Genomic DNA, 23,379 nt, shown 5'->3' on the forward strand with positions numbered 1-23,379 from the left:
CTACGACAGACGTGGCTTTCACACCATGTTAAGGCCTGTTGATCGAGTAACAGTGCAAAGATGAGCTTGCCGTTGATATGCTGTGGGCGCCCCGCGCCAACCGGCGGCACGAGAAGCTCAGCTCCCGTCAATTGAAGGGTGGTTGCAATGGCACGACTGCTTGTCACCGAAGACGATAGTGCGGTTCGCGCGTTTCTGGAAAAGGCTTTCGAGCTTGATGGGCATGACGTGCACGTAGCGTGCGATGGTGCTGAGGCCCTGGACATCCTGGCGGATGAGCAAGGAGCGTTCGATCTGCTTCTGACCGATATTCAGATGCCGGTTATGGACGGGATTGCGCTGGCGCTGTCGGCTGTGCGTGACTACCCCAACCTGCCGGTGGTGCTGATGACGGGCTACGCCAACCAAAGAGAGCGAGCACATGGGCTCGATGAGTTGGTCGAGGATGTTATCATGAAGCCGTTTTCACTGGCAGACATCCGCGCCACGGTCGATGATGTCTTGGAAAAGAAACAAGCGGCCTGAGCGGATTAGCTGGCTCTTGGGCGTCTTAAACGTCTTGATTTGATCTAAAAACGATCGATTAGCCGATCGAGATAATCCAGTTCGACGCGTGGTCTTTCGCGCTCACCCAGACGGCGCTGGATTTCCTGCAGGATATCGCGCGCTCTCTGGATGTCCCGCTCCTCGGGAATACCGACCCGTTCCTGATTGTCGCCCTGTTGTGCCCGCTGCGGCCGGCCAAGGGGATCGAAACCCCGTTGACCTTGCCCTGGTCCAAACTGCAACCTGGGCGCACCTTGTCCTTGCTGTTGGCCTTGCCCTTGTCCTTGCGCCTGGCCCTGGCCTTCGCCATCACCGGCCATTTGCTGGGCGAGCTGCTGTGCTCCACTCTGAAGAGCTTCCAGAGCTCGGCCTTGCTCGGGCAATGCTCCCTGCGCGCTGCCTCGACCCAGCATCTGCTCGGCGCCGCCCATGGCGTCATCTGCCTCCCCAAGCGCTCCAGGATCAAGACCCAACTCACGCAGTTGGTCCATCAACTCTTGCAGCTGTTCCTGAAGGCCACGCTGCTCCGCTTCCAGCCCCTCAAGCGGGTCAGATCTGTCGGCCTGTCGGTCGCCATTGTCTCCATCGCCTCGCTCGCTTTGCTCGCTGTCTCCGCGATTATCGGGTGTGCGGGGCTCGCCGAACGGTGCGCGAAACGGAGATGGTGGCCGAATTTCCTGGCGCTGCGCGTCTTGGGAGAAGGGGAAGGTTTCTTCCATCAGCCGTTGCTGTTCGCGGGTGATCGACTGCAGTGCCTGCATGGCTTCGCGCGCCGCTTGTTCTTCAGGGCTCATCTGTTGCGGTTGCATCGCTTGTGCACCGCGCAGGGCGTCGAGCTGCTCGCGTAATTGATCGAGCATTTGCCGCGCAGCGTCGGCAGCGCCCATCTCAGCGAGCTGCTCGATCTGGTCCATCATCGATTGCATTGCCTGGGGATCGAGCTGCGATAAAGGCATGTTTTGCGGCATGGCGTTTTCAGGATCGAAGGCCTGCATTTGCTGCGCTAGCGCCTGCATGTACTGATCGAACGCGTCGCGTAGCTCTGCCATCAGCTCAGCGATTTCTTGGTCACTGGCACCCTGCTCAAGGGCATCGGACAGGTTCTGCTCGGCCTGCCTGAGGCGTTCAGACGCCCCGGCAAGATCGCCATCTTCGATCTCGAGGGCGAGCTGCCACATCAGTTCGATGACATCGCGTTGCGCCTCCGCCTCGCGCGCCTGCCGTAGCCTTTGCGTGGTGACGGTCAGCGCAAGGAACGCGCCGTACTCGTCCTCCATGAACAGTTCGGCAGCATAACTGAAGCTCTCAAGAGCGGTGAGTATCTGTGCGCGGCGACTGGGATCTACAGCCAAGATCCGCCTTTGTTCGACAATGGCGCGCGCAAGAGGTTCTCGGAATGCGCGTTGCGGAAGCATGACCGTTCGCGCCTCAGAAACGCCGATCTGATCGGCCCCATCGCGCGCCCGAAGTTGAAGCGATATTGGCAACCCCGCCCATGGATGCGCACTTAAGTCACGGGTCATGGACGTCACATCACCTGAGGGGGAGGGGATCGTCAGTGCGATACTGGGTGGCTCGATAAGATGGTTTGCCCCGGCAAAGTCCGCCTCAGCGGGCGTGACGATCGTGTCGGCCGCTACGATTCCGTAATCGTCGTTCCCGGTGTAGCTAAGAACCATTGCACCAGCGGCCGTGCTGTCAACGTCGTCTGCGAAGCTTATGGCGGGCGGCGCGTCGGCGAGGCTAGCCAGCGGAAGCGAAAGTTCGTTTCGGCCGGCGCGTACCACGAGTGTGCCATCGCCCATGAGTGTGCCGTTCAGGTTGGCCGTTGCGCCAGATGTGTCGTCCGGCTCGAGATCGATAGCTTCGCCCCCATCGGCAGGTAGCAGGTGTGCGGTTAAGACCGGCGCCGTCTCTGCATCCGAACTGCTTAGTATGGTGATGCGGCTCCCCACCGGCAGCGATGCGCTCAGATTGTGCACAGCCGGAGAGCTGCTTGCATCGTCTCCCATCTCCGCGCGCGATATGAGGGTGCGTGGCGGCAAACCGGTATAGGCTGGCGGAGTTGCCCAGATATCAAGCCGCACTGGCGTTGATGCAATGCTGTAAGGTGGATCAAAGGCCGCAAGAACGCGCTCGCCGCGTTCCGGCCCGGCGACGAAAAAAGCAACGAATAACAGCAGAAGGACGGGCGCGCGAAGCGCCATGGGGTCAAGCCTGTCTGTGCGGGGGTTCGGCGTCCCCACCGAGAGTTTTTTAACTTTGGCGGCTACCTGCGCAGTGTGCGCACTCCAAAGAGCCCTTCCGTCGCGTGTGGACGTGTCAAACGGAATGTCCTGAAGCGCTTCCAATGGCCGACCGGTTAGGCCGGACGCTTCTTCGACGCGGCGCATCGCTTGGTTTCGTGTTGGCGGGGGTGGGCGAAAAGCCCAAACCAGACCCCCAATGAACGACAGGCCAAACAGTCCAACGAGCGCTAACCGGAGATAATCGGGCGTTGGCTGCCAGAGGCCAAACCAGGAAACAATCAGGAAAAGGGCGCCGATCAACGCGACCAGCGAAACGCGTGGCCATATCTGTTCGATCAACAGCGCAGCCGACGCTCTGCTGATCGCCCAAGACAGGCGCCTGGACATATACGCTTGCGCTGCTTTGCCGCTTTCCATTCGATGATTTTGGCGCGCAAGCATGGCCATGGCAAGGCGCTGACCTACGCGATGTGGCCGAGCGGTCAGCTGGCCGTGAACCAAGGGGGGCGAGAGTCGAGCCCGATAAGCGCTTCCACACCCTGGCGCGGCCGAACGACATGGTACTGTTTGCCTTTAACAAGGACCTCTGGAACAAGCGCGCGGGTGTTGTATGTGCCCGCTTGGACCGCGCCGTAGGCGCCCGCCGAGAACACCGCGATCAAGTCACCTTCAGCAACCGCTGGGAAACTGCGTTCCCGAGCAAAATAATCCCCGGTCTCGCAAACCGGTCCGACGATGTCCACGGACGACCACGTCTTTTCGCTTGCCGGTTCGATGACCGGTCGGATCGTATGATAGGCGTCATAAAGTGTCGGCCTTATGAGGTCGTTCATTGCGCCGTCGACGATGACGAAGCTTCGCCCTTCGCCATGCTTTACATACTCCACCTGGCAAACAAGGATACCAGCGTTCCCGGCAATCAGACGACCAGGCTCGAAGATGATCTCGCAATCGAGGCGTTCGACATGCTTACGCACGATCCTGGCATACTCGTCGGGGTGCGGCGGTGGATCGTTGTCGTCAGCGTAAGGGATCCCCAGACCGCCGCCGAGATCGACGTGCTCGATCGTGTGGCCGTCCGCCCTTAGGGTCTCTATAAGTCCACCCAGCTTGCCGAAGGCCGTGTCGAACGGCGTCAACTCGGTAATCTGTGAGCCGATGTGCATATCGATCCCGATGACCTTGAGGCCGGGAAGGTCAGCAGCTCGGCGGTAAGCCTGTTTCGCGTCCTTCCAGGGGATGCCGAACTTGTTTTCGGACAGCCCCGTTGTGATTTTCGCATGCGTCTTCGCATCGACGTCGGGATTGATCCGAAGCGAGACGGGCGCTTTTCGGCCCATCGCGCTGGCGACGTCGGACAGGCGCTCCAGCTCGGGGAGCGACTCGACGTTAAAACACAAGATATCTGCCTGCAGCGCGTCTTGCATTTCCTGACGGGTCTTGCCGACGCCGGAGAACATGATTTTGTGCGGCGGAATCCCAGCGCGAAGCGCGCGCTGCAGTTCGCCCCCCGAAACAACATCAGCCCCAGATCCAAGCTTGGCGAGCGTTTCAATGACCGCCTGGTTGGAATTGGCTTTAAGCGCGTAACAAACCAGCACTGGCAGGTCGCCAAACGCCGACGTGAAGATGTCGAAATGGCGTTCAAGGGTTGCGCTGGAGTACGCGTAAAAAGGGGTCCCTACCTCTTCGGCGATCTGCTCGACAGCGACCTCTTCGGCAAAGAGCCGACCGTTGGTGTACTGAAAATGGTGCATTGTGAGCTACAGCAGAAGACCATCAAGGATGAAAGGTCGATCATCCTCTGGCGCTACGGGGACGTCTGCTTCCGCCGGCGACGCATCGCGGGCTGACGGCGGTTCGAGTGAACCACGCACACCACACCCTGCCAGAAGCAAGCTGATCAAAAGAGGCGCCAAGGCGGTTCGGATGAGCATGGATCGATTGTCCCTGTGATACTCGTTCTACCTATGATGCATCGCCGAGCAATCTCAACCACCTTCGGGCCTGCTTGCGAACATTTTGCGGGGCGGTTCCGCCGAACGAGGTCCGCGACCGTATCGATTTATCGACCGACAGGACGGAATAGACATCATCATTGATGCCAGGTTCAACCGAGCGCATTTCATCCAGCGAAAGCTGATGCAGCTGGATGTTTCGCGTCGCAGCGAGCCCCACAAGGCTTCCTGTGATGTGATGGGCTTGCCGGAAGGGCAGGCCGAGTACCCGTACAAGCCAGTCAGCCAGATCGGTCGCCGTCGCATAGCCCGACCCTGCAGCCTTCTTCAGCGATTTGGGGTTCGGTGTCATATCCCGCACCATGGCCGCGGTCGCGCTGATGGTCAGCTCAAGGGTCTCAAGTGCATCGAAAACAGGTTCTTTGTCCTCCTGCATATCCTTGGCATAGGCCATCGGCAGGCCCTTCATGACGGTCAAAAGAGCGGTGAAAGCACCCATAACCCGACCGATCTTGGCGCGAACCAGTTCCGCCGCATCGGGATTGCGTTTCTGCGGCATAATCGACGAGCCGGTGGTTAGCGCGTCAGACAGCGTGATGAACGCAAATTGAGCCGAGCACCAGATGACGATCTCCTCGGCGAAGCGCGACAGATGCATCGACAAAATTGATGCCGCTGATAATGTCTCGAGCGCGAAATCACGGTCGGAGACGCTGTCCAGCGAGTTGGCCGTTGGCCGGTCAAAGCCTAACACTTTTGCGGTCATCTGACGGTCGATTGGAAAGCTGGTGCCCGCAAGAGCTGCCGCGCCAAGCGGACATTCATTCAGTCGCTTGCGCGCGTCGGCAAATCGGCCGCGATCGCGTCCGAGCATCTCGACATAAGCCAGAAGATGGTGGCCAAAGGTCACCGGTTGAGCGCTCTGAAGATGCGTGAAACCGGGCATCGGCAGCGCTGCGTGCTGCAAAGCTTTGTCAGCCAAAGCCCGCTGCAGATCCGTAAGCGCCCGATCGATACCGTCGATCGCCTGGCGGACAAACAGCCTGGTGTCTGTCGCAACCTGGTCGTTGCGGGAGCGGGCGGTGTGCAGCCGGCCTGCCGGTTCACCGACGATTTCTTTAAGCCGAGCCTCAATGTTCATATGAACATCTTCGAGTTCGCGCGAAAATGTGAAGTGCCCGTGTTCGATTTCTTGCGCTATCTGATCAAGACCGGTGGTGATCGCATCAAGGTCATCTTTGCTGATGATGCCCACTGCCGCGAGCATGGTCGCGTGCGCTTTTGAGCCCGCGATATCCTGGGCGTAGAGCTTACGGTCAAAGTCGATGGACGCGTTGATGTCGTCCATAATAGCGGCTGGGCCTGCGGTAAAGCGCCCGCCCCACATCGTATTTTTGCCGGTTTTGCCGGTATCAGACATCGCTACCCTAGCTGCCTTAAAGTGAAGGATAATTCATGACCGACAGCGCCAGCCCAGATCCGACCGACGCCCCCGATGGACCTCAGGTCGCGCGAGGCAAGCGTGACTGGGGAAGGGTCTCGCTTGGGGTCTTGCTGGGCGTTGCCGCCCTTCTGGGCGTCGGTGCCGGTGGGGTGGCGGTATATGTGAACAATGGGGCCGGTGTCCATGACGAAACCGCTGCGTGTCCCATGTCGGAGGATCACCATCAGGCGTTGGTATCTGCTTCTCGCGGCGAGGTGGCTGCATTTGCCGCCCTCGATGAGGCCCGGCCTGTGCCGGAAATGACTTTTTTGGGGCCCGACGGCGAAATGCGCAGTATGGCCGATTGGCAGGGCCAGACTGTTCTATTCAATCTGTGGGCAACGTGGTGCGCACCGTGCCGCGAAGAGATGCCCATGCTGGACAATTTGCAGGCTGTTCATGGAGGTGATGATTTCGAGGTCGTCGCCGTTTCGATCGATACACGCGAAAGCGCCGACCCGCGCGGCTTCCTTGAAGAGATCGCGGTTGAGACTTTGGACTTCTACCATGATCCCAGCGCGGAGGCGTTCAACGTCCTTCGCAAGGAGGGCTTGGCCTTCGGGATGCCGACAACCCTTCTGATCAATCATGATGGCTGTTTGCAAGGTTGGCTGGCGGGCCCCGCCCATTGGGACCATCCCGATGCGGTTGCGCTCATTGATATTGTCAGAGGTAGTTAAGCCGGCTGCGGCGACAGACCCTGTTTGTCGGGTGACACGATTTGGTCTGCGCCGTTGTCTTCGTTTGACGCCTCTTCATCTTCGGCAGCCCGTTCTGCCTCCGGCTCACGCATGGCCCAATCGATCATGTGGCGCACAAGCATCAGGGTGAGGGCAAGGCCCGCAGCGACTGCCAAATGCGTAATAGCGCCCAGCCCAGCTTGTGGAAGTCCGAACAAGGTGGTTTCGACAAACGCTCGCGTTTGCGCGCATGCTTCGGTTGGATAGCTTGAGGCGAACATGCACTCGCGGCTCAGCCCATCACGCCACCAGTAGAGGTAAGCAATGGGCGCAATCATTACCGGCAAAACAACGATCCACAGGACGAAACGTCGAAGAGCGGCGGCGATTGCGCCGGTCAAAAGGCCAGATAGTAGGCCAAGAAGGACGGGAAGCGACATCAAGATGACGACAGATTGCTCTCAGACCGAGCGATCAACGCGCGTTCCAACGCCATCAGCGGTGCCGGAGGTTGGCTGAACCGTCTCAGCGCTGTTTGCAATCATGGCGTTGATCGCTTGTGCCTGCTGTTGATCTGCCTTGACTGCCTGTTGGACCACAGCGGTCGCAACGTTCTGGCGTCCCTGTATCATAGCGGTAGAGGCGGTTGGTGAGGCATCCATCGGCTGGCTCCATAGCAAAACATGTTCGAGACCAGATACGCCAAAAAGCTTGGTCGTTTGTTCAGCCAGAAGATTGCATTTGATCTGTTTTGGGTCAGCCGTCCGTGATGTGCAGCTGGGTCGTTCCCAAAGTCCGGCCTTTTTGTCGGCCTATCCCGGGCTGTTAGCGCGTTGGGACGGGGGTTTCACCGCGATAATCATAGAAACCGCGGCCGGTCTTGCGACCAAGCCAGCCAGCTTCAACGTATTTTACAAGCAAGGGGCATGGTCGGTATTTTGTGTCCGCGAGACCGTCATACAGAACCTGCATCACCGACAGACATGTATCCAAGCCAATGAAATCCGCCAATTGCAAAGGCCCCATAGGGTGGTTGGCGCCAAGTCGCATGGCCGTATCGATGCTTTCAACCGAGCCGACCCCCTCATAAAGGGTGTAAATGGCTTCGTTGATCATTGGCAAAAGAATCCGGTTGACGATAAAGGCCGGAAAGTCTTCGGCGACCGTAATCTGCTTGCCGATAGTCGAGACGAACTCGCGCGACGCCTCATAAGTCGTATCATCGGTGGCAATGCCGCGCACCAGCTCCACCAGATCCATCAGTGGCACCGGGTTCATAAAGTGAATGCCGATGAACCGTTCCGGCCGATCGGTGGAAGCCGCCAACCGGGTGATGGAAATGGATGAGGTATTGGTCGCGAGAATCGCGTCCTGCTTGATGACGGGGGCCAGCTGACTGAGGATCTTGCGCTTGACCGTTTCGTCCTCTGTGGCCGACTCGATGATGAGATCGCAAGGCGCCATGTTGGCATAGTCGTCCGATGGGCTGATCCGCTCCAGCGCTGGCTTGATCGCATCCTCGGCTATGATGCCTTTGGTGGCCTGCCGGCTCATATTTCCGGAAATTGTCGCAAGGCCCTTCTCGACGCGCTCGATTGCGACATCCTGCAAAACAACATTGAGGCCAGCTAATGCACAGACATGGGCGATGCCCGACCCCATCTGGCCTGCGCCGATGATGCCTACTTTTTCAATCGAACTCATTGCGATCCGCTATTTATCCGTTTCCAGCCCGCGGGAAGCGGTGTCTGCCTGCTACGTTCTAAAGCTTTTTCGCCGTCGGTTGAACCACACCGCAACTAATTCTTTGGGGGGTCCAACTCGGCGCGGTGCGATAGGCTCGCCAGCCATCATGCCTACGAACGTGCACGGCTTGGCATTCGAGCTTTAACTCTCAAGCGCGGACTTCAATTCAGGCAAGACTTCGAAAAGATCCCCGACAAGGCCATAATCGGCGACATCGAAAATCGGCGCGTCTTCGTCCTTGTTAATGGCGACTATGACGCGCGAATCTTTCATGCCCGCCAGATGTTGAATAGCACCGGAGATGCCGGCCGCAATGTATAGGTCTGGCGCCACGACCTTACCGGTCTGGCCCACTTGCCAATCGTTTGGTGCATAGCCCGCATCGACGGCCGCGCGCGATGCGCCAACGGCTGCCCCGATTTCATCGGCCAGGGGAAGGACGAGCCGCTCGAACTCTTCCTTGGAGCCCAGCGCCCGTCCGCCTGATAGGATGATCTTCGCGCTGGTCAATTCGGGACGTTCGGTTTCAGCTATATCGGCAGACACAAACTCTGACACGCTTGGGAGCGCTGGGACCAAGGTGGCCTCGATTGGCGCGCTGTTGCCCCCTTGCGATGCTGAAAAAGCTGTACCGCGTACGGTTATCACCCGCTTGGGATCAGTCGCGCGAACGGTTTGGATCGCGTTGCCCGCATAAATTGGTCGTTTAAACGTGTCCGGAGCGTCCACCGCGATGATATCGGAAACCTGCATGACGTCGAGCAGGGCCGCCACCCTTGGCATAATGTTCTTACCTGTTGTTGTCGCTGCCATGACGAATGCGTCATAGCTTTCGCCAAGCCCGACGATCAGCGCGGCCATCGGCTCAGCCAATGGATGGCTCAGAGCGGGATCGCTCGCCGTGATCACTTTTGCCACGCCGTCCAGCTCGGCAGCTTGAGCGGCAACTGCATCCGGAGCATTCCCGGCGACAAGAACGTCCACGGAAGCGCCCAACGCAGACGCAGCTGTGAGCGCTTTGGCAGTTTCGGGTGATAGGCTGTCGCCGGTATGTTCTGCGATCAAAAGGGTTGTCATCGCCACTGTCTCCTAAAGAACGCCCGCTTCGGCTTTTAGCTTATTGATCAGCTCGCTGACGTTATCGACCTTCACTCCCGCCTCGCGTTTGTCGGGCGCTGCGGTGTTCAGCACCTCAAGGCGCGGCGCGAAATCGACACCGATTTCGTCCGGCGTCTTAACCTCGAGCGGCTTCTTTTTCGCTTTCATGATGTTCGGCAGACTGGCGTAGCGCGGCTCGTTGTGCCGCAGGTCCGTCGTCACAATAGCCGGCAGAGACAAAGCCACGGTCTCCAGCCCGCCATCGATTTCACGCGTTACGCCGACTTTTCCAGCAGACAGATCGACCTTTGACGCAAAAGTTCCTTGGCCCCAGCCGAGAAGGGCAGCAAGCATCTGTCCGGTTTGGTTGCAGTCATCGTCGATCGCCTGCTTGCCCATGATGACCAGCTCAGGGCTCTCCAGCGTAACGATCGCCTTGAGGGCTTTGGCCACCGCAAGGGGTTCGGCTACCTCATCGGTCTTGATCAGGATGCCCCGATCCGCGCCCATCGCGAGGGCGGTCCGGATGGTTTCCTGAGCTTTGTCCGGACCGATGGACACCGCTACGATTTCATCTGCGCTGCCCGCTTCTTTGATGCGGATCGCTTCTTCGACGGCGATCTCATCGAAAGGGTTCATCGACATCTTAACATTCGCCGTGTTGACGCCAGAGCCATCCTCCTTGACGGTGATGGTTACGTTGTAGTCGACAACGCGTTTGACCGGCACGAGTATCTTCACCGTCGGACCTCACTTCTCATAGCTTTTTGTGCATTGCAGCAAGCGGGCGCACACTAGGTTCCTGCGCCTCGACGTGTCAACGGCGACGTCCGTCGTGTACGCAAGCGTCGCGTGTTCAGGACTGCCCTGTTCCAGCGGGCAGAGGCGGTGGCTGTAGCCCACGGTCAAACAGCGGTACATGTCGATGTTTGAGGATCGGTGTTAGGGCTGCTCCAGCCGCAAGGCCACCCAGATGGGCCCACCATGCCGTCTGTGATCCGCTTTCGCCCCCCAGGACCATCGCCACATTGAAAAGCACGTAGGCGCCAAGGACGACCCAAGCTGGAAACTGGAACGGAAACTTGATCACTAGGGTGACCAGAACCCAGACCTTCACCTTTGGATGCAGCATGAGGTAGGCCGCGACAACGCCTGAAGTTGCTCCTGACGCACCGACCAGAGGCGCGCTCGGGTCACCCGTCATAAAGACATACGCCAAACCGCCGGCGATGCCGCAGATCAGATAGAAGAGCAGGAACTTGGCATGCCCCATGGCATCTTCAACATTGTCGCCGAATACCCATAAAAACAGCATGTTACCGGCTAGGTGGAGCCAGCCCGCGTGCAAAAAGGTATGGCTGAGGAGGGTGATCTCCTCAGGAACATACATCAGATCTTCCGGCCGAACCTGGATTTCCTGAAACGTTACCGGGATCAAGGCGAGCCGGAAGTCGGGATAGTCGAGCACCGTTCCCTGCCAAAGAGCGAAGGCTGCGAGATTTGCTGCAATAAGCCCAACGGTGACTGCCTGCACAGTGATGTTGCGCTTTGGGTTGGTATCGTAGAACGGAAGAAACATGACGACCGTGACCCCTCTGACCCCACCATGATCCGGTTAACGGTTCTTCCCCGGAACCCAAAGAACATCGCCTGCCCCTTTATCGTTCGCCCATCGCGAGGCAACGAAGAGAAAGTCGGACAAACGATTGAGATATTGGCGCACCTGCTTGGACACTTTTCCAGGCTCCTGGTCGGCCAATTCGACGCTCAGACGTTCGGCGCGCCTGCATATGGTGCGTGCCAAATGCAGACCTGCGGAAACCGCGCTGCCTCCCGGCAGCACAAACGAATTCAAAGGTGAGAGCTCCGCATTTAGCCCATCAATTTCTTGTTCTAGCCGCTCTACTTGCTCTGGCACGATGCGCAAGGGCTCATAACCCAGATCCTGGTCTGTTGGCGGTGTTGCGAGGTCTGCTCCGAGGTCAAACAGATCGTTTTGAATGCGAACCAGCTTCGCATCGAGATCAGCCATTGCTGGGTCTGATGTGATGGACTGGCGCGCGATTCCGATTGCAGCGTTTGTCTCATCAACCGTCCCATAGGCTTCAACGCGCAGATCGAATTTCTTCCTGCGCTCTCCTGAGCTGAGAGCCGTCGTACCGTCATCACCTGTTTTTGTGTAGATTTTCGTCAGAACAACCATTGGATACCTTCTTCACCCGCGATTGACGTCGCTCGGCTCATTGTCCGCCGATGATCCAAACGGTGATCATAACAACCACGATGGCGATGCCTTGGAAGAGCACGCGCATGCGCATCAGTTGCTGCGACCGGTTGGAGGTACCGCCTTTGACCATGTTGGCAAGGCCTAAAAAAAGCACGACTGCAACTGCAAGCAGCGCGATCGCCGATAAGATCTGAAGGATTGTGGACATAGTGAAAGGCCGCTTCTGTGGGGTCGCTCTGCCTGAAACAGGTATGGGCGCCGCAAATTAGGTCGCCATTTGCTGATGGACCACTAGCAAAAGGCCGCAGCAAAGCGCTCCCATCAATTCAGGGCAATAATCGATCCATTGAGCGCGCCGGCGAAGCCGACCCAGGCAAGGTAGGGTGCAAACAGCAATGGAGCGATCCTGTCGTGTCGCGACGCGAGTGCCATCCATGCTACGATGGCCGTTAGCAGCGCCGCTATGACAGTGATTCCACCTATGGGTGATTGCAGCCCAAAGAACACAATTGTCCAGGCGGCGTTGAAAGCAAGTTGCAGAGCATAGGCTACGCGTAAGGTATGCGGGTTACTTGTGGCTTTATCGGCCCGCCACCCCGTATAAGCCATCAGAACGTATAGTATGGGCCAAACCACGCCGAACGCCCATGAAGGGGGCTGGAAAGAGGGTCGAGCCAGCGCTTGGTACCAAGCGCTGGTGTCGGGATTGGCAAAGACGCTCCCCGATAGCGATGCCACGGCTGTTGCAAGACCATAAGCACCAAGCAACCACCAGCCATGACCCGTGTTTCTGGTTTGCGGGATTCGGGCTTTTGGTGTCGATGGGGGTGACGCTGGCTCTGCCATCTTACTCGCTGTGTCCATGGTCAGACTACGCCCGACGCCGGCTTGCGGTTTGCTCGGTTCGACTTGGCGGTTCAGTCCTGTTTGTTGAGCAGTTTGTGCAATTGGCGCGTCGGCAGGACCCGCTTGAGGAACCACACAGCTTTGGTCGGAAACGTCACGCGGTAAGCGGGCTTTGGGTTCGGCTCTTCAAGGGCGCGGACAAGCGCGGCGGTTACGGCCTCGGGACCCAGCTCAAATTTTGCCTTTTCAGGCGATCGAAGCCGCTTCAGGTGCCTGCGATAAATGTCGGCATAGGCAGACGACTGGTGGTCGACGGTGCGTTCAAAGGTCGCCAGCGCCGTCTCGCGGAACTTCGATGTAATCGGGCCTGGCTGGATCGATATGACTTTGATTCCGAAAGGGGCCAGTTCCCCCCTGAGCGTGTCGGTGTACGCCTCTAGCGCGAATTTGCTGGCTTGATAGGGGCCTCTGAACGGTGCCGCAACGAACCCCAAAACACTTGAGCATTGGACGATACGTCCGATGCCTTGCGTGCGCATCACAGGGATCAGTTTGCGCGTTAGCGTGTGCCATCCAAAGAAATTTGCTTCGAACTGGGCCCGCAGATCATCGGTCGAGATGTCCTCGAGCGCACCTGTTTGCCCGTAGGCGCCGTTGTTGAACAGTGCGTCGATCCTGCCATCACAGTGGTCCAGAGCTTCCGCAAAACCTGCGTTTATGCTCGCTTCATCGGTGTAGTCCAGCTCGATCGGACGAATGCCCTCTTGCTTCAGTCGGTCGAGATCGGGGCGCTTGCGCGCCGTACCGATGACGGTCCAGCCCCGCTGCGCAAGCGAGACCGCGGCGTGATATCCGATGCCAGTGGATGCGCCGGTGATAAGGATGGAACGGGGACGCGCGAGCATGTCTCGCTCTAACCCCTTTATGCCGCCTTGTCTCGATCTTTGGACCGACTGCTGCTGTCTAGCTTCGCGCAAACCATAGCGATTTGTTCAATGAGATCAGCAAGTGCGTGTGGCGCAATCTGATAGGGGCAAAACTCTGGCCTAACCTTGTATTTGAGAAAGACAGGGTTGGTTCGGCTGTCGATATCGAAGGTTGCCAAAAGCGGTGACACGAATTGTCGTGTCATGACGGGACCCACCTGCACCAGATTGATATCATGGTGCCTCGGATCGCTGACTATCCTGTTGTAGGTTTCGCTGAGCGGACCCCGAGGGCCTTCGAGGAGTTGAATAAAGAAGTCGTCGACGTGAATCAGGCAGCCCGCAACACCTGTTTTCGTGTTGTTACGATTAGCTTGCTTCACCAGTTCATGGAGGAAGAGGCGGCGATTTTCACCCCTGACTTCAGGCGCTCGCGAAATATAAGTCAGCGCGTAAAGCGGCATAATTGGGTATCCTCATGGTAAGGCATGAGGATTACCGCGTATAAGTTGCTGCCTGGTTAAGTTCAATTTAAGCGTGTAATCACCTGACGAGCCCTGTGGCTTAATCTTTACAAATGCGTATCAGAGAGAATGGTAGCGGCACCACCGGAGAGCCGCCGCCAGCCCTGTTCGGGTACCCGGTCCTTCTGATCAGGCTTCCAAGAGCCGTTTAGCGATTACTTGTGCCTGGATTTCCGCCGCGCCCTCAAAAATGTTGAGGATGCGAGCGTCACACAGCACGCGCGAGATCGCGTATTCAAGCGCAAAACCGTTGCCACCATGAATCTGCAGAGCATTGTCAGCGTTTGCCCAAGCGATGCGCGCGCACAGAAGTTTGGCCATGCCCGCCTCCACATCGCAGCGCCTGCCGCCGTCTTTCTCGCGGGCGGAGAAGTAGGTGAGCTGCCGCCCGATCATGGTCTCAACCGCCATGATCGCGAGCTTATCTGACACCCGCGGGAAGGCGATAAGTGACTTGCCGAACTGGGCGCGTTCCTTAGCGTAGCGCAACCCCAGATCGAGCGCAGATTGAGCGACGCCCACCGCGCGCGCTGCAGTTTGAATTCTTGCGCTCTCGAAGGTCTCCATCAGTTGCTTAAAGCCATTGCCTTCGGCTTCGCCCAGAAGGCAATCGGCAGCGACTTCAAACCCATCGAAAGCGATCTCGTACTCCTTCATGCCGCGATAGCCCAGGACTTCGATTTCACCTCCGGACATGTTGGGATGTGGGAAGGGATCATCATCGCTTCCGCGAGGCTTTTCCGCGATGAACATGGACAGGCCTTTGTAGCCCGGCTGGTCGGGATCCGTGCGGGCGAGCACGGTCATGATGTCGGCGCGAACGGGGTGCGTGATCCACGTCTTGTTGCCGTTGATGGTGTAGCTGTCGCCATCCTTGGTGGCGCGCGTTTTCAGCGCGCCGAGGTCCGAACCTGTATTGGGCTCGGTGAAAACCGCGGTTGGAAGGATCTCTCCTGCTGCGATCCCCGGAAGCCAGCGCTCTTTTTGCGCATCAGTGCCGCCGCACAGGATCAATTCAGCTGCAATCTCAGATCGTGTACCAAGGGAACCCACGCCAATGTAGCCCCGGCTGAGCTCCTCAGAGACGACGCACATGGCCTCTTTGCCGAGGCCTAGTCCGCCATACTCTTCAGGAATGGTGAGACCAAAAACGCCCAGTTCGGATAGTTGGCTGATGATCTCGAGCGGGATGTAATCGTTTTGGAGGTGCCACTCATGGGCATAAGGCTCCACATTGTCCGCGCTGAAGCGCCGCATCTCGTCGCGGAAGGCTTGAAGGGTCTCGTCAAGGCCGTCCGCACCCACTGTCGCGGCGCCCGAATCTTCGGCCATAATTTCAACCAAAGCGGCGCGCTTTGAGGATTCGCTTCCAGAAGCGATCAGCGCGCGTACGGCTGGTGTCTCGGAGAATGTGACGACCTGATCACGATCCACCCCCAAGGCCGCCAAACGAACCATTTCGCCCTGGTTCATTGGGATGCCGCCTTCGATCTGAGCGAGATATTCAGCGAACCCGATTTCAACGATCAGCGCCTCGCAGGTGCCATACTGTCCGTCAGCCTGAAGGCGTTCAGCGTAAGCCACCAGTTCGCGTAGCGCTTCGTGGTAGGTGGCTAGCCATGCAAGACCGTGAGCCGCGTGCTGATGTGTTTCAAGCAAAGCGCCCTTTACCCGGCCATCTGCCATGGTCTGAGCGCTCACCGCTTGCTTGGCCGATGCGTAAACAGACCCCACCGCCTCGACGGCTTGCCGTGCGAGTTTCAGGCTGTCTTCGGTATCCAGTCTCAGGTCTTCAGCAAGGCTCATGGTCCGATCTCCCATCCGTGTTGCAGGTGCACCCTAGCATTGTGCGGCGCAAAATGGCCAGCGGACGCATGCGCGCAACCCCATCAAAGGGAGGGTGGTCATCTTTTCCCGATGTACTAGACGCCGAAACTTAAACGCGTGCTGTCGATTTGCGATTGACAAGATATACGCCGAAAACGGTCACAAGCATGCCGAAGATCGCGATAGAGCTTAAGGCCTCACCGAAAAGAAAGAAGGATTCGATCGCGACCAGGGGCGGGATGAGATAGATCAGCGTTGCCGCGCGGGAGACCGCTCCATGTCTGATTAATAAGAGAAACAGGCCAATTGCCGCGAACGAAAGCCCAAAGACCGCCCAAGCCATGACGCCGACTGAGTACCAGGAAAGTGTGACGTCTGTGCCGCCCGTCGCGAGCGCCAGCGGCCCGATTACCAGCGCAGCGCCGATGTATTGCAGCAGCGAAATGGCGCGCAGGTCTCCGTTCGGCAGGAAGCGTTTTTGGTAAAGCGAGCCAAGCGTCACCGAGACGATGGCCATGACGTTCAGGCCAACCAAGCCCGCATTGCCGAGTAAAGCCTCTCCCTGCAGCGTGGCGAGGTCTGGCAGAAGGGCGAGGCTGAGCCCGACAAAGCCCAGCATAAGTCCAAACCATTGCAGACGGGTAAGCTGCTCGGACAGAAGCGATACCGCCAGAATGGCGGTCAAGAGCGGTTGCAGCGCCGCGACAAGGCCGGAAACCGGTGTGGCGAGGCCTTCATCAATCGAGACCCAGACTCCGCCAAGATAGATTGCGTGCAACAAAACGCCTGACGCGAGCCCGTGTAACCATGCCGAACCTGTCCGGGGCATCGAAACGCCACTGATCACGATGATGATGGCGAGCAGGGCACCGGCAAACGCAAACCGCAGAAATAGAAATGCGAGCGGGTCGGCGACCGGCGCGGCGGCGCGCGCTGTAATCCAACCGGTGGACCAAATCAGGACAAACAGAACGGGCGCAAGGCGCAAAAGCATGGGCGAGTTATCGAAGCGAGGAAAGGACCTGCGCCTTAGACGTTGAGCGTTGCCGTGTCACTTCTCATTTACAACAGGCAGGCTTGCGGAGCGCCGAAGACTTCCTGTCTGCCGAAAGGAAAACGGTTGTTTCCGAACTGCACAACGAACCCTCCATTGGCCCAACCCCAGGTTCCGCTTCCAAAAACCTTGTGAAAGGCATCGCAGCTTTTGCCCAGGTAGATGGTTTCGATGCCTCGGACATACTCGGTACCAGCGCCAAAGCCGGTCGTGCGAACGACCGGGGACAGGGAGCGCAGCACCCACCCATTGTCGTTGGCAGACATGCTGTACTCTATCCCGCCGGAGACCCGTGTTCCTTGGTCCTCAGCCGCGGCTGTTGAAACAATGGCCAAGAAAAGCGCGGCGGTGAGCAGGCAGCGGAGCATTACCCGGCCGCTTCCAGCGTGTCGTCCCAGGTTCGCAGGCCGGGTCGAGGGGCACCGACCAAACAGGCCATATTGCCTGGCGCGTGCTGGTTTTTGTACATCTTGGTGTGCGCTTTTGGGATGTCTCGCCATGCGAAGACTTCCGACATGGCCGGATCGATGCGACGCTCAATGACCAGCTTGTTGGCGGCCGCGGCCTGCTTGAGATGGGCGAAGTGGGACCCTTGAACGCGCTTCTGATGCATCCAGACATAGCGGGCGTCCATGGTGAGGTTGAAGCCTGTGGTGCCAGCGCAGATCACGACCATTCCTCCGCGCTTGCACACGAATGTCGAAACGGGGAACGTTGCTTCGCCTGGGTGTTCGAACACGCAGTCAACGTTCACGCCCTTGCCGGTGAACTCCCAGATTGCCTTGCCGAATTTGCGAACCTCGTTGAACCACTCTTGATATTCAGGCGAGTTGACCGTGGGCAGTTGGCCCCAGCACTTGAAGTCTTTACGATTGATGACGCCTTTGGCGCCCATCGACATCACGTAGTCGCGTTTGTCCTCGTCGGAAATCACCCCGATCGCGTTGGCCCCAGCGGCCGCGCAAATCTGGGTTGCGAAAACCCCCAAACCCCCAGAAGCGCCCCACACCAGCACATTGTCGCCCGGGCGCAACACGTGCGGGCGGTGGCCGTAAAGCATCCGGTAGGCCGTGGCGAGCGTGAGGGTGTAACAGGAGCTTTCTTCCCAGGTCAGATGCTTGGGGCGTGGCATGAGTTGCCGTGCCTGAACTCGCGTGAATTGGGCGAACGAGCCGTCCATTGTCTCGTAGCCCCAGATGCGCTGGGTCGGCGAGAACATTGGGTCGCCCCCATTGCACTCCTCGTCATCGCCATCGTCCTGATTGCAGTGGATGACGACTTCATCCCCGACCTTCCAGCGCTTCACCTTTGCGCCAACCGCCCAAACGATGCCGGCGGCGTCGGAGCCGTTGATCACATAATCATTTTTGATGAAGTCGAACGGCGATATTGGTTCGCCCAGACCGGCCCATATGGCGTTGTAGTTGACGCCCGCAGCCATCACGAAAACAAGCACTTCATCGTCGCCAATCTGCCAGACGGGCACAACCTCCTGCTGCATGGCGACTTCCGGCTCACCATGACGTTCGCGGCGAACGGCCCAGGCATACATTTTCTCCGGAACGTGACCGAGCGGCGGAATTTCGCCAATCTCGTAGAGGTCTTTTGTCTCCGGCGTGGCTTCGGCAAGCGCCATGGGTGCGCTCCTTGTGATCAGTGTCTGTGAGGTCCCGCGTGAGCCTGCATTGTGCAATGGTGCAGTGCGAAAAGCCATACGACCAACGCCGAAAGCTCCACATTTGATGCAGCTTTCACCGTCTATGCCGCGCGGGCCACTCTTTTGCATGGCCACAGTTCGCTGTAGGGCGCCTGCATGACTGTCTTCGGCATGACCTCCACTGGCCCTTGGGGCGCTTTTCTGACTGCCTTCGCGCTCAGCGCATCGCTCATACTCGCAATCGGAGCACAGAATGCCTTTGTCTTGCGCCAGGGCATCCGGCGGGAACATGTCCTGGCGGTGGTGCTGATCTGCGCGTTCTCCGACGCCATTCTGATTGCCATTGGGGTCGGCGGGTTCTCGGCAATTGTCAGGTCCGCGCCCTGGCTTGAACCTGCATTTACCTATGGCGGTGCTGCGTTCCTTGTCTGGTACGGCTTCCGCAGTCTGCGTGATGCATGGAAAGGTGGATCGACGCTGGAGCCCTCGCAGGATAAGCTGACACCTCTGCGCGACGCGGTCCTGACCTGCTTGGCGCTGACCTGGCTGAACCCGCATGTCTACATTGACACGGTTGTGCTTGTCGGCAGCGTGAGTGCCCAATTCCAAAGCCCATTTGCATTTGCGGCGGGTGCAACGCTTGCCAGTTTCCTGTTTTTCTTTGCGCTTGGTTATGGTGCGCGGCTGCTCGCTGGGTTGTTCGCGCGTCCCCGCAGCTGGCAAGTTCTGGACGCCTTGGTGGGCTTCACAATGCTGGCGATCGCCATCAAGCTGCTGATAGCTTGACCGCTTGATCCGGACCAAGCGGACTTGAGCGTTCACAGTAAGCGCTCGTTAACGCTTTGCCGTAGTGGGCATAAACACCCTTTTTAGAGGTTGGAGCTACAATCTGCGTCGCTGCAGCTTTCGAAAGCGCTTTTTCCGCAGCAAGTTGCGAAGGAAAACCACGCCATGCCGGTCCAACTACCCAACTATTTCGTCGATAATTTGTGGTATATTTCACTGGTCGCCTCGTTCGTGACGTTCCCACTTGCCTGGGTAGCAGACGCGGTTTTCAAGCATCGAGCTTTCGGCGTTATTGGCAACTACATCCTCCTGATGATTGGTTCGCTGTCGGGTATCGCGCTGTTCATGTATTACTCAGGGGGTGCATCGCGCTCGATTTCCGAGCCTGAACTTGCGTTTTTCTCTGCGGCTGCAGGTGCATCAATGATCATCGTCACGGCCGGCGTCGTGAAACGGTTTTTCGGTAGCTAGCGATAACGCGCCGCTGATGCTGCATTGCGACGCTTGCTTTTTCCGCCAAATGGGCAGGTGACGACAAAGCGCTGACCGCCTATGGTGCCGTCATTGTGCAGTGCACACATGCGGGGTGCTGTGCTGCGAGCTAAGACAGCTTAACGGCGAGGCGCATGCGATGAGCGAGACCCGGACCTCCGAGACATTCACACCGGAGCAACCCAAGCAGGATCGGCCCTGGATGTTCCGCACCTATGCGGGTCATTCAACGGCTAAAGACTCGAACGCCCTGTACAAGACCAATCTCGCCAAGGGCCAGACCGGTCTGTCGGTCGCCTTCGATCTGCCAACCCAGACCGGCTACGATCCCGATCACGTGCTGGCGCGGGGCGAGGTTGGGAAGGTTGGCGTGCCGGTGGCCCATCTGGGTGACATGCGGACGCTCTTTGACGGTATCCCGCTCGAGACGATGAACACGTCAATGACGATCAATGCCACCGCACCCTGGCTGCTTGCCCTCTACATCGCGGTGGCTGACGAGCAGGGCGCTGATCGATCCAAGCTATCCGGCACAACGCAGAACGATATCATCAAGGAATATCTGTCGCGCGGTACGTATGTGTTTCCTCCCGAGCCGAGCTTGCGCCTCACCACCGATATGATTGGCTGGACCTACGCCAACACCCCCAAGTGGAACCCGATGAATGTGTGTTCCTACCATTTGCAAGAGGCGGGTGCGACGCCGGTTCAAGAGCTGAGCTTCGCGCTTGCGACAGCGATTGCGGTTCTCGATACGGTCAAGGCGCGCAAGCTGATCTCGCCGGAAGACTTTCCTAAAGCTGTGGGCCGCATCTCGTTCTTCGTGAACGCCGGCATGCGTTTTGTGACCGAGATGTGCAAAATGCGGGCGTTCGTCGATCTTTGGGACGAGATCTGCCTTGAACGCTATGGCGTGGAAGACCCAAAATACCGGCGCTTCCGGTACGGCGTTCAGGTCAACTCGCTCGGCCTGACGGAGCCGCAAGCAGAAAACAACGTCTACCGGATTCTCATCCAGATGCTGGCGGTTGTGCTGTCCAAGAAAGCGCGGGCCCGTGCCGTTCAGCTGCCGGCCTGGAACGAGGCGCTAGGGCTGCCCCGCCCATGGGATCAGCAATGGTCGCTGCGTATGCAGCAGGTAATGGCCTTCGAAACGGACCTTCTCGAGTTTGGAGACCTATTCGACGGCTCGGCAGAGGTCGAGGCCAAGGTGGAGGAGCTTAAGGCGGCGGCGCGTGAGGAGCTCGCTCGTATTGACGCCATGGGCGGGGCCGTGGCGGCGATTGAAACAAGCTACATGAAGCAGCAGCTTGTCGCGGCCAACACGCAGCGCCTTGAAGGGATTGAAAAAGGCGATCAGACGGTTGTTGGTGTCAACGCCTATAAGGAATCTGAACCTTCCCCGCTTGGCACCGGCGAAGGGGCGATCATGGTCGTCCCCGACGGCGTCGAGGACGATACGATCAGCACTCTGAACGCTTGGCGGGCTCAGCGAGATGATGACGCGGTTCAAGCTGCTCTTGTCAGCCTGCGAGACGCTGCGCAGGGTAATGGGAATATCATGGACGCGTCGGTGCAAGCCGCGAAAGCTGGTGTGACGACGGGCGAATGGGGCGAAGCTCTGCGTTCCGTATACGGCGAATACCGGGCACCGACTGGGGTTGGAAAGGCCGCGCGTATGGACGCGGAAGAGGATCTGGCTGTCGTCCGGTCCGAAGTCGATGTCGTGTCGAAACTGATGGGTCGCCGTTTAAAGATGCTGGTGGGCAAACCTGGTCTTGATGGTCATTCAAACGGGGCGGAACAGATTGCGGTGCGCGCCCGAGATTGCGGTATGGAGGTTGTGTATGAAGGGATCCGCCTCACGCCAGCCGAAATCGTCAACGCCGCGATCGAGGAGGACGTCCACGTGATCGGGTTGTCCATTCTTTCGGGAAGCCACGTCGCCTTGCTGCGTGATGTCATGAACCGCCTGCGCTCGGAGAATGCCGACGACATACCGGTTGTCGTAGGCGGTATCATCCCCCCTGAAGATGAGTTGGCGCTCAAACAGATGGGCGTCGCTGCGGTCTACACGCCCAAGGATTTCAAGGTTAACACGATTATGGCTGATATCGTGCGCATCGTCTCACAGACTGCTCGCGAAGCAGCTTAGGCAGCCAGCAGCGTTTTTCGCACCACGATAACCCTGCAGGTTTGGCCGATGCGTCCGAAATGGATCGCATGCTCATGGCTGACGATTTCGATCGTTCCGTTCTGTACCAGCCGGTCAAAGGCAAGCTCGAAGTCCAGTTGATCCCATGCAGCGTCGTAAATGTTGAGCCCAAACAGGCCGCCAGGTCGCAAGCAGGCAAGTACCGGTTCGAGTGCTTCGGGACCCACGTGTCCAAGCGTGTACAGTCCTGACGACACAGCTGCGTCGTAGCTATCGGACGGGAAGGGTAGTTCCGCCGTGGCATCGGCCGTCTTGGTGGTTCGGTAAAGACCGGTTTTCGCGGCAAGACGAAGCATGTCTTCAGACAGGTCAAAGCCATCAAGAACGACCATTGGCATGCGCTTGCGCATCGCTCTGGCCGTCAGGCCCGTCCCGCATCCAGCGTCTAGCAAGGTGGCATCCGCATGAAGATGCGGCGCGATCGCTGCCGCCACAAGATCGGGTGCCCGATATCCCAAGGCGGTCACCAGCGTGTTGTAGCTGAACGGCAGCCGGTTGTAGAGCAACGAGAAACCGCGAACCACAAGGTCGAACGGTTTTGCTCTCGATTGCGAAGCAGGCTTATCAGAGGTGTCGACTGACGAAGGTTGCATACGCCCCCTTTAGCCCAATTCTGCTCTGCGTCAAAAGTTGTAAGTCCTCCGCCTTATCCACATGGGTGGCTCGTTTGCTCTGTGATGCCTCACTCCATGGAATAAAAGAACTCCTCGCGTACGATCTTCCCGCCATCGACGGTGTAGATGGCAATCTCATCCATCGGGAAGTCTTCCCCAGTTTCCTTGACCTTCGCCATGCCTTTGAACACGAGTGCGAACTTGTTGGGCTGGTGCGGATAAGGTCCCAAAACCTCACTTTCGATCATCTCCATCGCATTATCCCACCAGGCGTGCTTTCCGCGAATGCCTTCCAGCCCTTCAGTCACCTGACTGTCGGTCCCCGGCATCGGCATGGCTTCGACCGACACAGCATTGTCGGCAAAAAGCGTTTTTAGCCCTTCGCTTTCCGTTCCTGCTCGACAATGGGCTGCTAGAGCGTTCGCGATCTCCATCACGGTCATGATTTTCC

General features: G+C 58.3%; 26 protein-coding genes. 5 read left to right on the plus strand and 21 right to left on the minus strand.

All coding sequences use genetic code 11. The features are described from left to right. Positions 1-147: 147 nt before the first annotated feature. On the plus strand, positions 148-525 hold the full coding sequence (locus AAF739_08665; GenBank protein MEM6382731.1) for a response regulator: 378 nt from the start codon (positions 148-150) through the stop codon (positions 523-525). 44 nt (positions 526-569) lie between these two features. On the opposite strand, the gene AAF739_08670 is transcribed toward AAF739_08665, so the two are convergent. From AAF739_08670 to argH, 4 genes are all read right to left on the minus strand, one after another. Next, positions 570-3,182, minus strand: coding sequence for a TIGR02302 family protein (locus tag AAF739_08670; GenBank protein MEM6382732.1), 2,613 nt, complete (start codon positions 3,180-3,182; stop codon positions 570-572). A gap of 95 nt (positions 3,183-3,277) precedes the next feature. Further along, positions 3,278-4,552: a diaminopimelate decarboxylase gene (lysA, locus tag AAF739_08675; protein MEM6382733.1), complete on the minus strand. Its 1,275-nt coding sequence runs from the start codon at positions 4,550-4,552 to the stop codon at positions 3,278-3,280. A gap of 6 nt (positions 4,553-4,558) precedes the next feature. Continuing rightward, positions 4,559-4,732, minus strand: a complete 174-nt coding sequence (locus AAF739_08680; GenBank protein MEM6382734.1) for a lipoprotein — start codon at positions 4,730-4,732, stop codon at positions 4,559-4,561. 31 nt (positions 4,733-4,763) lie between these two features. Further along, on the minus strand, positions 4,764-6,173 hold the full coding sequence (gene argH, locus AAF739_08685; GenBank protein MEM6382735.1) for an argininosuccinate lyase: 1,410 nt from the start codon (positions 6,171-6,173) through the stop codon (positions 4,764-4,766). A 35-nt stretch (positions 6,174-6,208) separates the two neighbouring features. Between argH and AAF739_08690 the strand changes: the two genes are divergently transcribed. After that, positions 6,209-6,916: a TlpA disulfide reductase family protein gene (locus AAF739_08690; protein MEM6382736.1), complete on the plus strand. Its 708-nt coding sequence runs from the start codon at positions 6,209-6,211 to the stop codon at positions 6,914-6,916. On the opposite strand, the gene AAF739_08695 is transcribed toward AAF739_08690, so the two are convergent. The 15 genes from AAF739_08695 to ccrA all read right to left on the minus strand — a co-directional run bounded on the left by AAF739_08695 (position 6,913) and on the right by ccrA (position 18,800). Then, positions 6,913-7,356 carry a hypothetical protein gene (locus AAF739_08695; GenBank protein MEM6382737.1) on the minus strand — a complete coding sequence of 148 codons (444 nt, stop codon included), beginning with the start codon at positions 7,354-7,356 and terminating at the stop codon, positions 6,913-6,915. The two genes, AAF739_08690 and AAF739_08695, sit on opposite strands and share 4 nt — an antisense overlap. A gap of 21 nt (positions 7,357-7,377) precedes the next feature. After that, positions 7,378-7,578, minus strand: coding sequence for a hypothetical protein (locus tag AAF739_08700; protein MEM6382738.1), 201 nt, complete (start codon positions 7,576-7,578; stop codon positions 7,378-7,380). Between the two features lie 163 nt (positions 7,579-7,741). Further along, positions 7,742-8,620 (minus strand): 3-hydroxybutyryl-CoA dehydrogenase, encoded by an 879-nt coding sequence (locus tag AAF739_08705; GenBank protein MEM6382739.1) that lies wholly within the window; start codon positions 8,618-8,620, stop codon positions 7,742-7,744. 183 nt (positions 8,621-8,803) lie between these two features. Then, positions 8,804-9,739: an FAD-binding protein gene (locus AAF739_08710; protein ID MEM6382740.1), complete on the minus strand. Its 936-nt coding sequence runs from the start codon at positions 9,737-9,739 to the stop codon at positions 8,804-8,806. A gap of 12 nt (positions 9,740-9,751) precedes the next feature. Then, the gene (locus AAF739_08715) at positions 9,752-10,501 is read right to left on the minus strand and encodes an electron transfer flavoprotein subunit beta/FixA family protein (GenBank protein ID MEM6382741.1); all 750 of its coding nucleotides are present in this window, start codon (positions 10,499-10,501) and stop codon (positions 9,752-9,754) included. A gap of 115 nt (positions 10,502-10,616) precedes the next feature. Continuing rightward, entirely contained in the window at positions 10,617-11,339 is a 723-nt protein-coding gene (locus AAF739_08720) for a rhomboid family intramembrane serine protease (GenBank protein ID MEM6382742.1), read from the minus strand. A gap of 36 nt (positions 11,340-11,375) precedes the next feature. Further along, on the minus strand, positions 11,376-11,963 hold the full coding sequence (locus AAF739_08725) for a cob(I)yrinic acid a,c-diamide adenosyltransferase (GenBank protein MEM6382743.1): 588 nt from the start codon (positions 11,961-11,963) through the stop codon (positions 11,376-11,378). A 37-nt stretch (positions 11,964-12,000) separates the two neighbouring features. Further along, positions 12,001-12,195 (minus strand): twin transmembrane helix small protein, encoded by a 195-nt coding sequence (locus AAF739_08730; protein MEM6382744.1) that lies wholly within the window; start codon positions 12,193-12,195, stop codon positions 12,001-12,003. 113 nt (positions 12,196-12,308) lie between these two features. Beyond that, positions 12,309-12,833, minus strand: a complete 525-nt coding sequence (locus tag AAF739_08735) for a TspO/MBR family protein (GenBank protein ID MEM6382745.1) — start codon at positions 12,831-12,833, stop codon at positions 12,309-12,311. Between the two features lie 71 nt (positions 12,834-12,904). Then, positions 12,905-13,738 (minus strand): SDR family NAD(P)-dependent oxidoreductase, encoded by an 834-nt coding sequence (locus AAF739_08740; GenBank protein ID MEM6382746.1) that lies wholly within the window; start codon positions 13,736-13,738, stop codon positions 12,905-12,907. A gap of 17 nt (positions 13,739-13,755) precedes the next feature. Continuing rightward, positions 13,756-14,223: a BLUF domain-containing protein gene (locus AAF739_08745; protein MEM6382747.1), complete on the minus strand. Its 468-nt coding sequence runs from the start codon at positions 14,221-14,223 to the stop codon at positions 13,756-13,758. A gap of 189 nt (positions 14,224-14,412) precedes the next feature. Next, the gene (locus AAF739_08750; protein ID MEM6382748.1) at positions 14,413-16,089 is read right to left on the minus strand and encodes an acyl-CoA dehydrogenase family protein; all 1,677 of its coding nucleotides are present in this window, start codon (positions 16,087-16,089) and stop codon (positions 14,413-14,415) included. Positions 16,090-16,219: 130 nt separating this feature from the next. Beyond that, complete coding sequence (locus tag AAF739_08755; GenBank protein MEM6382749.1) at positions 16,220-17,104, minus strand: DMT family transporter; 885 nt, start codon at positions 17,102-17,104, stop codon at positions 16,220-16,222. A gap of 68 nt (positions 17,105-17,172) precedes the next feature. Beyond that, on the minus strand, positions 17,173-17,430 hold the full coding sequence (locus AAF739_08760) for a hypothetical protein (GenBank protein MEM6382750.1): 258 nt from the start codon (positions 17,428-17,430) through the stop codon (positions 17,173-17,175). Positions 17,431-17,531: 101 nt separating this feature from the next. Continuing rightward, entirely contained in the window at positions 17,532-18,800 is a 1,269-nt protein-coding gene (gene ccrA, locus AAF739_08765; protein MEM6382751.1) for a crotonyl-CoA carboxylase/reductase, read from the minus strand. A 177-nt stretch (positions 18,801-18,977) separates the two neighbouring features. Between ccrA and AAF739_08770 the strand changes: the two genes are divergently transcribed. From AAF739_08770 to AAF739_08780, 3 genes are all read left to right on the plus strand, one after another. After that, a complete protein-coding gene (locus AAF739_08770) occupies positions 18,978-19,607 on the plus strand; it encodes a LysE/ArgO family amino acid transporter (protein ID MEM6382752.1) in 630 nt (209 codons plus the stop codon). Positions 19,608-19,772: 165 nt separating this feature from the next. Next, a complete protein-coding gene (locus AAF739_08775; GenBank protein MEM6382753.1) occupies positions 19,773-20,078 on the plus strand; it encodes a hypothetical protein in 306 nt (101 codons plus the stop codon). A gap of 160 nt (positions 20,079-20,238) precedes the next feature. After that, positions 20,239-22,254 (plus strand): protein meaA, encoded by a 2,016-nt coding sequence (locus tag AAF739_08780; protein ID MEM6382754.1) that lies wholly within the window; start codon positions 20,239-20,241, stop codon positions 22,252-22,254. Here AAF739_08780 and AAF739_08785 read toward each other — a convergent pair. Continuing rightward, a complete protein-coding gene (locus AAF739_08785) occupies positions 22,251-22,907 on the minus strand; it encodes a class I SAM-dependent methyltransferase (protein MEM6382755.1) in 657 nt (218 codons plus the stop codon). The two genes, AAF739_08780 and AAF739_08785, sit on opposite strands and share 4 nt — an antisense overlap. A gap of 89 nt (positions 22,908-22,996) precedes the next feature. Then, on the minus strand, positions 22,997-23,371 hold the full coding sequence (locus AAF739_08790; GenBank protein MEM6382756.1) for a SnoaL-like domain-containing protein: 375 nt from the start codon (positions 23,369-23,371) through the stop codon (positions 22,997-22,999). Positions 23,372-23,379 lie beyond the last annotated feature (8 nt).

The organism is Pseudomonadota bacterium, assembly GCA_039024915.1.
In the GTDB taxonomy this organism is placed as follows: Bacteria; Pseudomonadota; Alphaproteobacteria; order Rhizobiales; family MH13; genus MH13.